This is a genomic window from Flavobacterium salilacus subsp. salilacus, assembly GCF_004634195.1.
Taxonomy (GTDB): Bacteria; Bacteroidota; Bacteroidia; order Flavobacteriales; family Flavobacteriaceae; genus Flavobacterium; species Flavobacterium salilacus.
This window is the reverse complement of record NZ_SKBP01000001.1, coordinates 325,400-338,721: the sequence shown is the minus strand read 5'-3', so window position 1 is coordinate 338,721 and position 13,322 is coordinate 325,400. Positions and strand designations below refer to the sequence as shown.

Sequence of the window (13,322 nt, the reverse complement as noted above, 5' to 3'; positions counted from 1 at the left end):
ATCATATACTATTAAAACCTATAAATATGAAAAAATTACTTTTAACCTTGTTTGTTGCCTTAGGAGCTATGGCAACACAGGCACAGGAAATAAAATGGATGTCGCTTGATGAGGCACTTGCTGCTCAAAAGAAAAATGCGAAGCCTATTTTTATGGATGTTTATACCGACTGGTGCGGACCATGCAAAATGCTTGATAAAAACACTTTTCATGATAAAGCAGTGGCTGATTACATCAACACGAATTATTATGCTGTAAAATTTAATGCAGAAGGCAGCAGCGAAGTTAATTATAAAGGGAAAAAATATTCAAACCCTAATCATGTGGAAGGAAGGAAAGGAAGAAACTCAGTACATGAATTTACCTTATTCCTTAAAGTGCGTGCCTATCCTTCGATGATGATTTTTGACAGCAAAGGGAATGTAAAAGAACCGATAGTTGGTTATCTTACTCCTGATCAGCTTATGGAAGCGCTTAAAGCAAAATCATAAAAGAATAATATCACTCAATTATATAAGATCCCTTTTCGGCAGTAGCATGAAAAGGGATTTTCTTTTTACGGCAGGTTGCTTCCCATCGGGCAACATAGCTTTTATAGTTGGTGGCATCTGCAATTATTACTTTTGGGCTAAGGCTGTCCAGTAATCGCTCCAGGTTTACTTTAGCAGAGTGTGTAAGTATTAAAACATCAGGTTGTATGGTGTTGTTGTATGCAGCTACGCTATCAATTACCAGTATTTTATTTTGTTTAAACCAAATGGTATTTTGTAAAGGCAGTATAGCTATGCTGTCGGTAAAACAGCCTTTGGCAAAGGCTTTTATATTACGGTTTTCCTGAGCAAGGCTGTCATTCGTATAAAAAGTTATGGCGTTATGTTGTTTATGTGCTGTAAGGCTATGATTATAGTTATTGAATATTACAAACGCTTCGCTGTTATCGGCTTGCCATTTTGTGGTAGTATAAATAAGCTGAAAGCTCAATACTGCACAAAGTAAAGCTATGAGGCGTTTATATTGTTTATTAAAGCTCCACAATACTCCAAACGCAATGATAGTATAGAGCGACAGCATGAGCAACAGGGTAAAGGGAATATCTTTTATTACAAAGTTTTTAAAAGAGGCTATCCAATTGATAAAATCATTCATAAACTCAATGAGTAAGCCTAACACTTTCCCTATAAGCAATGCCAAATCAGTATAGATAAAGTTGAATGCGAGTACTGTAATGCCGATAATGAGGGCAAGAGTAACAAGCGGTATCGCCACAATATTTGCCACAGGAAAAAGCATAGGGAACTGATTAAAGTAATACAAACTAAGTGGGAGTACACCCATTTGTGCCACTAACGAAATAACTACTATATCTGCAAAATAATTAACAGCTTTATATTTAGATACTTTTATTTTTCGGTACAATGGTTGCATCCATACAATAGCAAAAACAGCGGCATAGCTAAGCTGAAAACCAACATCAAACAAAAAAGCAGGTTTTACCAAAAGTAGTGCCAGCATAGATACCGCAATGGAGTTGAATGTATTGGCATTGCGGTTAAAATACAAACCGATGCTCACAAAACTGAACATAACCACAGCACGTACTATTGATGCAGAAAGCCCCGCAATAATTGCGAAACTCCATAGAAAAGCAAGTATGATGAGTAACTGAAATAGCTTTCCGTTTTTACTAAAATGGTTTAAAGGTTTGAGTAGTAAATTGAGCACATAAAACAATATCCCTATATGAAGTCCTGATATGGCAAGTATATGGATAACACCGGCATCAATATAATCTTGGTTAATATCTTTATCCATGTCCTGCCTTTGCCCTAACAGTAATGCTTTTATAACATTCATTACTTCCGGACTATAGCCATGCTGATCAAAACTGTTGATGAGTGTATTACGGAAACTTTCGGTATAGTAATCGAAGTTTTTTATCTGCCCTGCTGCTATATAATTATCCTTTAGTTTTATCTGATGAAAAACATTTTGTTTTTCCATATAGGCAGCATAATCAAACTGATGCGGATTCCCTATTTTAGTAATGGGTTGTGGCATGGCATATATAACCATGACGTCGCCTGCCCTTAGCAGAGAACCATCATCATCTATTGGTACGGTTACTAATAATTTGCCTGTAGCGTGTTGCTTGTTTACCGATTGTATTTTAAAATAATACTTTTCATTAAAATCGTTAGGTTTAATCCTTTCGGATATATACCCTTTAATCATCAGAGGTGTATCTTCGGTAGTAATTAGGTGGGTATAGTGCGTAGCATGATTTGGAGGATAATGAAATGAAAAAACCAGCATGCCGATAAAAAAAGTCAGAATACCTGTGCTTATCGTAAAATAAGGTTTTGGCAGCAATGTTTTGAACGAAAACCAATAGGTTATGATAAAACCAATAAAAGCTACCGCTGTACAAATGTATAAATAGACTAGGTGAGGATTGGTATAAGCACTTACGGCTATTCCTGTGGCGAGCAGTAACGTAATGGGAATAACAGGATATTTCAATACCTTCATGAGCAATTATGATATTGAAAGTTAATTATTCATCCTGTGCAATTAATCTTCTATAACCCTGTTAGCCTGAATAAAGCTGTTTTCATAATAAGGCTCTTTTAATGACGAAACCACAACGCCAAGCTGCAGCGTGGCATGGATAAACTTTATTTCACCGTCTTCGGTTACTTCGGTTACCAGCCCTACATGGTTTATTCTATTTCTGCGCGGATTATTGTCAAAGAAAAGCAAGTCGCCTTTTCTCACTTCTGTCAGTTTTATTTTTCTGCCCGCTTTAGCCATTTCGTGCGAACTTCGTGGGAGCGAGATGTCAAAAATATTAAAGGTAGTATATACCATACCGCTGCAATCCATACCCTCTTTGGTAGTGCCGCCCGTTCTGTAAGTAATTCCTTCAAACTGCATCGCATTGTTTACTACCTGTTGTGCAAAATAACTCTCATCAGGAGCAGGAATAAAATCAGGGTCGGGTCTTTGGCTTTCTATTAATTTTCGAAGTCTTTTTCTTTCTTTTTCTTCTGCTTTTTCAGTCTTCCTTCCTTCTTTATCTTCAATAGTTTCGTTGCTATTCACCGTTATCTTTTCCGATGGTAGGCTAACGGGTGCTTCAGTAACTTCAACCATTGCCGTTTCTGAGTCGTTTTCTTTTTCCGCATAAGAATAAACCCCCTTTTTCAGAGCTTCTTTTTTAGAAGTAATAATTTGTGCCGATGATTTCCACGAAACCAGGAGCAACAAAATATATATGGGAAGAAGTTTTTTCAAAACAAGACTTTTCAGTTCGACATCAATATTTGCAAATATAGAAATTTTTTAAGCGGAATGTTATTACGGCTTTAAATGTTTGATGATATATCGGGCTGTACTTTCGCTTGCACCTGCTCCGCCCAGTTTTTCTTCAAGAACATTATATTCTTCCAATAACTTTTCACGATGGGCAGGACTAAGTATTTTTTGCAGCTCCTTTTTAATATTCTTTTTATTAAAGTCGCCTTGTATCAATTCTTTTACCACCTCTTTATCCATAATGAGGTTTACAAGCGATATATATTTCAGGGTAATAATGCGCCTTGCTATTTGGTAGGATATCCAACTGCCTTTATAGCATACTACTTCGGGTACTTTAAACAGAGCTGTTTCCAGCGTTGCCGTGCCCGATGTTACCAAAGCAGCATGGGCAATACTCAGCAAATCGTAGGTTTTATTGCTTACAAAGTGAACACTTTTTTTATTTAAAAACTGTTTGTAAAAAGAAAATTCCTGGCTGGGTGCTCCCGCAATTACAAACTGGTAATCGGGAAAATCATCTACTACGGATAGCATTACCGACAGCATTTTGGCTATTTCCTGTTTACGGCTGCCCGGCAAAAGGGCTATTACGGGTTTATGGTCAAGATTATTCTCTTTTCGGAAAGCCTCTTTATCTGTAACAGGTCTGTTTTGTATCGCATCAATAAGCGGATGCCCTACAAACTCCACAGGATATTGATGTTTTACTTCATAAAAATCTTTCTCAAACGGAAGTATAATATACATTTGGTCTATATCCCGTTTTATGGCTTTTATGCGGTTTTCTTTCCAAGCCCATATTTGCGGCGATATGTAGTAGTGCGTTTTATAACCTTCTTTACGCGCCCATTGGGCAATGCGCATATTAAAACCGGGATAATCTATAAAAACTATTACATCGGGTTTAAAAGCAGTAATATCCTCTTTACATGTTTTTATATTATTCAGTATCGTTTTCAGGTTTTGCAGCACTTCGGTAAACCCCATAAAAGCAAGGTCACGATAGTGCTTTACCAGCGTGCCGCCTGTTTGTTGCATGAGGTCGCCCCCCCAAAAGCGTATTTCGGCTTGGGTATCCTGCCTATATAATTCCTTCATCAGGTTTGCCCCGTGCAGGTCGCCCGATGCCTCGCCCGCAATAATGTAATATTTCATGGGTTTAATTTATACTTCAAAATATTTAATAGTATGACAGAACACGTGTTAGGAAATTTCGTTTAGTTTCCAATTATTCAATTGCTGTATGGCATGATAAGCTGTCAGGTCAAATTGTACAGGTACAATAGCTACATAACCATGTGCCAGTGCCCACTCATCAGTATCCTCGCCCTTATCCATATTTATAAATTCGCCTGTAAGCCAGTAGTAGTCCCTGCCTTGTGGGTTTGTGCGCTTGTCAAATTTTTCCTCCCATATTGCTTTAGCCTGTCGGCACACTTTTATTCCCTTAATCTCATTTTCTTTAAGCTTCGGGAAGTTCACATTAAGTATTACCCCTTCGGGCAGTCCGTTTTTAAGTACTTCCAGTGCTATCTTTTTTACAAATTTTTTTGCAGGCTCAAAATCAGCATTCCAGTTATAATCTGATAATGAAAAGCCAATGGCAGGAATACCCTCCATACCTGCCTCTACCGCAGCACTCATAGTACCCGAATAGATGACATTTATAGATGAGTTAGAACCATGATTAATACCCGATACACACAAGTCAGGCTTACGCTTCAGTATTTCATGTACTGCAAATTTTACGCTATCTACCGGAGTTCCCGAGCAGCTATACTCTTCCTCAACATCCGCATCTATATCTACTTTGTTTATAAACAGCGTATTATTAATAGTTATAGAATGCCCCGTTGCCGATTGCGGGCTATCAGGAGCCACCACAACTACCTCGCCTATTTGTTTCATTACAGCTATAAGCGCCCTGATACCGGGTGCTGATATGCCATCATCGTTAGTAACCAGTATAAGTGGTTTTTTTTTCATTGTATAGCAATTTCAAAATAAGAGTTGTACTTTTACGTTTGCTAAAATACGTAAATTTATGGTGTAGCCATTATTTTATATGTTGACTGATTTTTTTGGTAAATGAATTTTTGGCATAGTTTTTTATATAAATTTACTCTAATGAATGCTATTTTACGCTATATGAAAAGAAATTATAAAATATTGTTGATTGTTGCTGTACTGGCAGTAGCACTGTGGAGTTTTATACCTAAGCAACAACAAACATCTGACCCGGAAAAAGATAGATTATTAGTAGAGTTAATAACCTTTGTAATTGAAAAAGGACATTATGACCCTGCTGATATTGATGATGAGTTCTCGAAAGGCGTTTACAAAAGTTATCTTGAAAGTATAGACCCTTCAAAACGCTTCTTCATACAATCGGATATTGATGAATTTTCAAAATATGAGACCCGTATTGACGATATGATATTGGAGAAAGACCTTACTTTTTTTGATTTTACTCATGAAAGACTGTTAAAAAGAATAAGTGAAGCAGAAGGATTTTATAAAGAGATACTCGCAAAACCTTTTGACTATAAGATAGATGAAGAGTTTAATGTAGATTATGAAAAGCAGCCTTATTCGGCTAATAATGATGCGTTAAAGTCGCGTTGGGAAAAGCAATTAAAGTTATCAGTACTATCTACTATTACTGATAAGCAAAAACTACAAGATGCTCCTGCGGATAAGAATAAGGAAAATTTAAAAGTTGGTGAGAAAACCGACCCTGCAAAAGTTTCCGATAAGAAAGAAGACGGTACTAAGAAAACATTTACCGAACTTGAAAAAGAAGCAAGAGAATCAACAATGAAATCATTAGACGATTACTTTGATTTTATTGATGACTTAGAGCGTGACGAGTGGTTTACCATATACCTTAATGCCATTGCCGAGCGTTTTGACCCGCATACTTTTTATTTTGCACCTGATGATAAAGAAAAATTTGATACCAGCATGAGAGGTTCTCTCGAAGGTATTGGCGCAAGGCTGCAAAAGAAAAGCGATTACGTAGAAATATCAGAATTAATACCCGGCGGACCTGCATGGAGAGGTAAAGAGCTTGAACAAGGCGATATTATTATGAAAGTAGGGCAGGGCAGTGATGAGCCTGTGGATATTGCAGGAATGCGCCTTGACGATGTAGTTAAAAAAATAAAAGGACCTAAAGGCACAGAGGTGCGCCTTACCGTTAAAAAAGTAGATGGTACCCTCGATGTAATTTCTATTATACGCGAAGTAGTAGAGATAGAAGAAACCTATGCCAAATCAAGTATTGTAAATAAGGACGGTAAGCTGTACGGAATTATCAATCTGCCTAAATTTTACATTGACTTTGAAAATAAAGACAGCCGGGATGCTGCCAAAGATATAGCTCTTGAGGTACAAAGACTGAAGGAGGAAGGTGTAGAAGGCATAATTATGGACTTGAGGAACAACGGTGGCGGTTCGCTTAAAACCGTTGTAGATATTACAGGACTGTTTATAGAGAAAGGACCTGTGGTACAAGTACGTTCCCGTTCAGACGACGGAAAGCCAAGCGGTAAAGTAGAAGTACTTAGCGATAATAACCCTAAAGTACAATGGGATGGACCGCTTGTAGTATTGGTAAATAATTTCTCGGCTTCGGCATCAGAAATATTTGCAGCAGCCATACAAGATTATAACAGAGGTATTGTAATGGGTAGCCGCCATACTTACGGAAAAGGTACAGTACAAAACCTTATAGACCTTAACCAGTTTGTAAAGAGTAACACCATGGGCGACCTTGGCGCGCTTAAAACCACTACCCAGAAATTTTACAGGATAGATGGTGGCTCTACACAACGCGAAGGCGTATATAGCGATATTATAATGCCGGATAGGTACTCGTATATTGATATGGGCGAACGCGATATAGATAATGCTATGCCTTGGGATAAAATTGCTCCGGCGGAATATAATACCGCTAAGAATAATTTTACTTCGATAATAGAAAACAGTAAAAAAAGAATGGCTAATAATTCGCAATTCAAGTTAGTAGATGAAAATGCGAAATGGATTAATGAGCAAAAAGACGATAATACCTACAACCTTAATATTGATAAATTTAAGGCAGAACTTGCCAAAAATGAGGAAATAACCAAGAAGTTTAAAGTGCTTAATGATTATAAGAACAACCTTAAATTTGAGGCACTTCCGCATGACAAGAAAATATTTGAAAAAGACCCCTCATTTGCAGAGAAAAAGGAAAGGTGGTATGAAAGCCTTTCTAACGATATTTATGTGGAAGAGGCACTTAATGTACTGGAAGATATGCAAACAAAATCTTCAGGCAAGGGTGTGGTGGTAACTAAAAAAGAAAAAGTAGTTAAAACAAGATAATTGAATGGATAAATCCAATCAATCGCTTACAGACTTAGCGCTCCAAAAATTCAGGAAGAATTTTTGGGGCGTTTTAAGTTTTTGGTTTATCGTTTTGCTCGTGTTTGTAGCACTCTTTGCCTATGTACTTGCCCCCGATAAAACCAAAAATGCCAACTGGGGCGACCTTTCTTTAAATTCCAAACCACCGGGTTTTGAAGTTACAATGCTAACGCTGCCCTCTCATACCCCTATTGAAACAAACTGGACTGATTATTTTACCGGAAAAACCTATACCAAGCCGAAAGTACCGGTGTCAGATTATAAAATAGAAAGCGATAGCCTCACTTATACGGAGTATGCCGAAGATGCCTCGATGGCAGTAACAAAAACGATAGCACTTTCAGAATATGGTACAGCTACTGATGCAAATTTCATCATAGAAAATTATATACGGCAACAAAAATTTATTTTAGGCACTGACAGCCAGGGGCGCGATTTGCTCAGCAGGCTCCTTATAGGGTCTAGAGTATCCATAGCCATAGGATTTGTAGCCGTATTCATATCCCTTGTGGTAGGCATATTCTTTGGTGCTGTTGCGGGCTATTTTGGTGGCAAGGTCGATGCTTTCGTCATGTGGCTTGTCAATATCATTTGGTCGATACCTACGCTTTTATTGGTTATTGCTATTACTCTGGCATTGGGCAAAGGTTTTTGGCAGGTTTTTGTAGCCGTAGGGCTTACCATGTGGGTAGAAGTGGCACGTGTAGTGCGGGGGCAGGTAATGAGCCTCAAGCAAATGCAATTTGTTACAGCAGCCCGCGCCTTGGGGTATCACGACAGCAGAATTATTTTTAAACATATATTGCCTAATAGTATAGCTCCTGTTATTGTAATATCGGCAGCCAATTTTGCCTCGGCAATACTGGTAGAAAGCGGTCTTAGCTTTTTAGGGCTTGGCGCACAACCGCCCGTACCCAGTTGGGGAGGCATGATAAAAGATCATTATAATTACATTATTCTTGGTAAGCCCTATCTTGCCCTGGCTCCCGGTATTGCTATGCTGTTACTGGTTCTCGCCTTTATGATGATAGGTAATGCACTGCGGGATGCTTTGGATGTAAAGGCGGAGTAGTAAATTAAACTTTCCCTCTTCTTTAAGAGATTAAGAGAGGTTTTTACCACTCATTAACCTTATTAGCATCCAGTTTTATAAAAATAAACAGCAGTATGGTAAAGGCAAACAGGCTCGACCCACCATAGGAAAAGAAGGGGAGAGGTACTCCGATAGTTGGGAAGAGGTTAATAAGCATGGCGATATTTACAAAAAAGTGCATGAATAATATAGCTGCTACACAATACCCATACGTTCGGCTGAACTGTGATTTTTGATGTTCGGCAATATATATTATACGGAGCAATAGGGTAACAAAAAGTATAATTACCGTCATTCCCCCTATAAATCCCCATTCTTCGCCTACGGTTGTAAAAATATAATCAGTATGCTGTTCCGGTACAAATTTTCCTTTAGTTTGTGTGCCTTCCAAATAGCCCTTACCTGTCCACCCACCCGAACCAATGGCTATTAATGACTGGTTGAGGTTGTAGCCCTCTGCCTGATTATTAACTTCTTTCCCGAAAAGTACATTTATCCTGTCTTTTTGGTGTGGTTCTAATACATTTTCATATACAAAATCTGTTGAGTAGGTAAACACGGATATTGCTATAAATATCATAATATACAATACAGGGTTTCGCCTGGAGCGTCGTGTCATAAAAAAAGCAGCGAGCATTATAATAAATGCAAATAGTAATACATACTGCCATTTTATAAGTAATGATACTATAAAGAGAACTATTGCCAAAAAGCCTGTCCATAAGTACCAGCCCGGCAGCCCCTCGCGATATATGGCTATAATGAGTGCTGTAAAAATCATGGCGCTCCCTGCGTCAGGCTGCATAAGTATAAGTGCTACAGGAAGTAATATAATGCCGAAAGTAATAAATTGGTGGTTTGTGTTTTTGAGGCTGATTTGCGCATCGCTCAAAAATTTTGCTACCATAAGCGAAGTTGCTATTTTAGCAAACTCCGAAGGTTGTAAACCAAAACCGCCAAAAGAGTACCAGTTGGTTTGTCCTTTTATGGTTTTACCAAATATAAACAGACCTGCCAGTAATACAATAGATATTGTATAGAAAATAAGAGCATACTTTTCGTAAATTTTAGCATCAAGCGTCAGTACAACCAATATAATAGGGATGCTTACTAATATAAACAGTAATTGTTTGCCATATATCTGGTCTAAGTCAAATATAGAGGTAGTTTCGTTAGGAAGTGATGCCGAGTAGATAGTCATCCATCCCGATGCAACCAATGCCATATACAGCAGGACAATAATCCAGTCTATGTTATTGCTTACACTTTGATTTTTCATGCAGATTAAATTAAGCCTTAATAGGCATAATAACGTTCGTTTATTTTAAAAGGCGCATTGCTTATAACCTTTTCATACTCGTGTTTAAGCCCTTTGGTAAGCATCCTTACCTCAAGGTCTTTACGGCTTACAGTACCTTTCAGGTATTTCTCTATCATTAAGGTAGCTATAGGTCCTGCCCAGCGAGCACCCCAGTAGCCATTTTCTACAAATACGGCAATAGCAATTTTAGGATCATTTTTAGGGGCAAAGGCTACAAATATAGAGTGGTCTGTGAGCTGTGTTTGTACACCGTTTATTTTGGCAAAGTTTTCGGCAGTACCTGTTTTACCACATATCTCTATGTCTTTTACACGCAATGTGCTTGCCGTTCCCATGTTATATACATCATGCAATCCGTCTATAATGGGCTTAAAATATTGTTTATCTATAGTGGTATAATGCTTTGTTGTAAATTTTTCATCTATTTTACCACCATCAATTTTTTTAATAATGTGGGGAGTATAATAATACCCTTCATTAGCTACAATAGCCATCATATTTGCCAGTTGGATAGGAGTCATTAACACCTCGCCCTGACCTATGGAATTTGATATTATGGTAGAGCTTCGCCAACCCCCGTTAGGGTAATATCGTTTATAAAACTGGGCGTTGGGTATAAGTCCCTTTCTTCCCGGAGGCAAGTCATACCCTAAAAAGTCGCCTAAACCAAAGCTTTTCAGGTGGCTGCTCCAGGCATTAACCCCCGATTCCGGTTTTGGATATTTATCTATAGTAAGCTTAAAGGTATTGGCAAAATAAGTATTACATGATTTATAAATACCATTGTGCAATTGTATGGCACCACCGGGGCAGTGGCATTTCATGAATGCCCCACGCCCGTATGAAAAGCCGTGATTACAGATAAAAGTACTGTTTTCGTCAATAACCTCTTCCTGCATACCAATCAGCCCCGAAAGTATTTTGAATGGCGAACCCGGAGGATATTCGGCAAGCAGCCCCCTGTCATAGAGAGGCATACCCAATGTGTCACTTTCCAACATTCTGTAATTATCAGAACGGTCTCGTCCCACCAGTAATGCAGGGTCGTAGGTAGGAGCGGTAACCAAAGCTAATATTTCGCCCGTTTTAGGCTCAATTGCCACGATACCTCCGCGTTTTTCGAACATTAACGATTCGCCATACTGTTGCAATTCACTGTCAAGTGTAAGGGTAATGTCCTTACCCTGCACCGCTATGGTATCATATATTCCTTCTTTAAACGGACCTATTTCGCGGTTAAAACGATCTTTCTGAATGTATTTTACTCCTTTTATGCCACGAAGCGCATCTTCATATACCTGCTCTACCCCTTGTCGCCCGATGAGGTCGCCACTTTTATAATAAGGATTTTTTTTGATGGTAGCTTCGCCTACCTGCCCGATGTAACCAAAAACATTGGATGCTGCATGAATTTGATAGTCGCGCAGCGAACGTTTTACAATGTCGAAACCTTTAAAACGTCGGATTTTTTCCTGAAAGGCAGCAAACTCTTTTTTATTAAGCTGCGAAAGAAATACCGATGGAAGCCTCGGGCTGTATGTATTTGCTTTATTAACGCGGTCTATATAATATTCTTTAGTAACATTCAGCAATCGGCATACCTCCATAGTGTCAATCTCTTTGCTCATTTCTATAGGGGTTACCATAATGTCATAAGAGGGTTGGTTGGCTACCATCAGCGCGCCGTTACGGTCATATATATAACCTCTTTCGGGATATTCATATTTTATTTTGTAGGCGTTATTATCACTTTTTTTAACCCACGAGTCATCCAGTATTTGTATGTAGTATAGCTTTGCCAATATCAGCAATGCTGCAACAATGATAAATGATGGCAGTAAAATCTTTCTCATTGTTTACCGGGCTTAATTAAATAGATTATTATTATACAAAGTATAAGCGTAAATATTGTGGAGAATAATGACTGCAATAAAATATCGAGTATCAGGCTGAACCTGAATACTTCTAAAAGGTATAAAATTATATGATGTATTACAACCGAAATGAGTATAAATGAAAATCTTTCAGGCGAAAGGCGGTCATTTATTTTTACCGTTTGATATTCGTAGCTTAATCCAAACGAAAACTTAAATATAGAAGGGCGCATATAGGCAAGAACCAGGCATGCTGTTGCATGGGCACCACCCGAATTGAGAAATGCATCTACACTAATCCCTAATAGAAATGACAAAATGAGCAGTAATGCTCTGTTACCATCTACAGGGTAAAGCAGTATAAAAAGAATATAGGGGAAAGCATTGATAAAGCCAAAAAGCTCTATGCGGTTAAATACTACTACTTGTGCTAAAAGCAGAATAATAAAACGGGCACTATTTGTTATTACACTATTATTCATTTTTGGTTGCCGCTTCCAGTTGTATTATCTCTTCCCTGTCTTTGTTTTCTATAACATATACATGCCCTATGCTCGTCATGTCGTTAAACAGCCTTACATCAAGTGTGTAATAATTGGTTTTATCGTCTATATATATTTTATCAATAGTACCAATCGGTATGTTTTCAGGAAATATGTCCGAGCGTCCGCCTGTTACAATAGTATCTCCTTTGGCTACCGTTGCCAATCTCGGTACATCAATAAGCTGAGTATAGCCTGCATTTTTACCGTTCCAAACCAAAAAGCCGTAATGACCGTTCTTTTTTATTTTTGCAGCCAATTTAAACTTTAGGTTTAAAACACTTATTAAAGTAGCATAGCCCGGCGATACATTTTCTATTATTCCAACCACACCTCTATCGCTGATAACTCCCATGTCGAGTTTTACACCATCTTTTGTTCCTTTATCTATAGTAAGATAATTTTCGTGTTTATTGTAGGAGTTTGATATTACTTTAGATTGTATTACATTAAAGCTCCCTATGGTATTGGGGATGGTTACTGTTGTTAAATCAACAGTATCTTTTGTATTAAAAAGCAATTTTTTCAGTCGGGCATTTTCATCTGCCAGCTTTTCATTTTCAGTTTTAAGATTCAAATACTCTTCTGCACTGTGCACCTGTTCATATACATACCCGCTTACGGCATTTGCCGAAGAAATTGTCATACTCTTATGGTAGGCGTGCGACTGTATGGTAAGGGTTAACGATATGCCCAAAAGCAGCAAAAACAGTAATAGAATACTGTTTTTAAATATAAAATTTAATATTTGCTGCATTTCT

General features: G+C 38.0%; 11 protein-coding genes. 3 read left to right on the top strand and 8 right to left on the bottom strand.

Annotated features, from left to right (window positions below; all coding sequences use genetic code 11):
* Positions 1–26: 26 nt before the first annotated feature.
* Positions 27–491, top strand: coding sequence for a thioredoxin family protein (locus E0W68_RS01675; RefSeq protein ID WP_135217669.1), 465 nt, complete (start codon positions 27–29; stop codon positions 489–491).
* 10 nt (positions 492–501) lie between these two features.
* Here the strand turns inward: E0W68_RS01675 and E0W68_RS01670 are convergent, their stop codons facing one another.
* The 4 genes from E0W68_RS01670 to surE all read right to left on the bottom strand — a co-directional run bounded on the left by E0W68_RS01670 (position 502) and on the right by surE (position 5,304).
* Positions 502–2,529, bottom strand: coding sequence for a ComEC/Rec2 family competence protein (locus E0W68_RS01670; protein WP_135217668.1), 2,028 nt, complete (start codon positions 2,527–2,529; stop codon positions 502–504).
* Positions 2,530–2,571: 42 nt separating this feature from the next.
* The gene (locus E0W68_RS13920; RefSeq protein WP_225990310.1) at positions 2,572–3,294 is read right to left on the bottom strand and encodes a C40 family peptidase; all 723 of its coding nucleotides are present in this window, start codon (positions 3,292–3,294) and stop codon (positions 2,572–2,574) included.
* A 63-nt stretch (positions 3,295–3,357) separates the two neighbouring features.
* On the bottom strand, positions 3,358–4,473 hold the full coding sequence (gene lpxB, locus E0W68_RS01660; protein WP_135217667.1) for a lipid-A-disaccharide synthase: 1,116 nt from the start codon (positions 4,471–4,473) through the stop codon (positions 3,358–3,360).
* A 48-nt stretch (positions 4,474–4,521) separates the two neighbouring features.
* Positions 4,522–5,304: a 5'/3'-nucleotidase SurE gene (gene surE, locus E0W68_RS01655; protein WP_135217666.1), complete on the bottom strand. Its 783-nt coding sequence runs from the start codon at positions 5,302–5,304 to the stop codon at positions 4,522–4,524.
* 141 nt (positions 5,305–5,445) lie between these two features.
* Here surE and E0W68_RS01650 point away from each other — a divergent pair, with 141 nt between their 5' ends.
* Both E0W68_RS01650 and E0W68_RS01645 read left to right on the top strand, forming a co-directional pair.
* Entirely contained in the window at positions 5,446–7,689 is a 2,244-nt protein-coding gene (locus tag E0W68_RS01650; RefSeq protein WP_135217665.1) for a carboxy terminal-processing peptidase, read from the top strand.
* A 4-nt stretch (positions 7,690–7,693) separates the two neighbouring features.
* Positions 7,694–8,803 (top strand): ABC transporter permease, encoded by a 1,110-nt coding sequence (locus E0W68_RS01645; RefSeq protein ID WP_135217664.1) that lies wholly within the window; start codon positions 7,694–7,696, stop codon positions 8,801–8,803.
* A gap of 43 nt (positions 8,804–8,846) precedes the next feature.
* Here the strand turns inward: E0W68_RS01645 and rodA are convergent, their stop codons facing one another.
* The 4 genes from rodA to mreC are packed head-to-tail and all read right to left on the bottom strand — an operon-like array spanning position 8,847 to position 13,318.
* Positions 8,847–10,103: a rod shape-determining protein RodA gene (rodA, locus tag E0W68_RS01640; protein WP_135217663.1), complete on the bottom strand. Its 1,257-nt coding sequence runs from the start codon at positions 10,101–10,103 to the stop codon at positions 8,847–8,849.
* Between the two features lie 17 nt (positions 10,104–10,120).
* Entirely contained in the window at positions 10,121–11,998 is a 1,878-nt protein-coding gene (gene mrdA / locus E0W68_RS01635; protein ID WP_135217662.1) for a penicillin-binding protein 2, read from the bottom strand.
* Complete coding sequence (locus tag E0W68_RS01630) at positions 11,995–12,501, bottom strand: rod shape-determining protein MreD (protein ID WP_135217661.1); 507 nt, start codon at positions 12,499–12,501, stop codon at positions 11,995–11,997. Before E0W68_RS01630 ends, mrdA begins: the two co-directional genes overlap by 4 nt.
* On the bottom strand, positions 12,494–13,318 hold the full coding sequence (gene mreC, locus E0W68_RS01625; protein ID WP_135217660.1) for a rod shape-determining protein MreC: 825 nt from the start codon (positions 13,316–13,318) through the stop codon (positions 12,494–12,496). Before mreC ends, E0W68_RS01630 begins: the two co-directional genes overlap by 8 nt.
* Positions 13,319–13,322 lie beyond the last annotated feature (4 nt).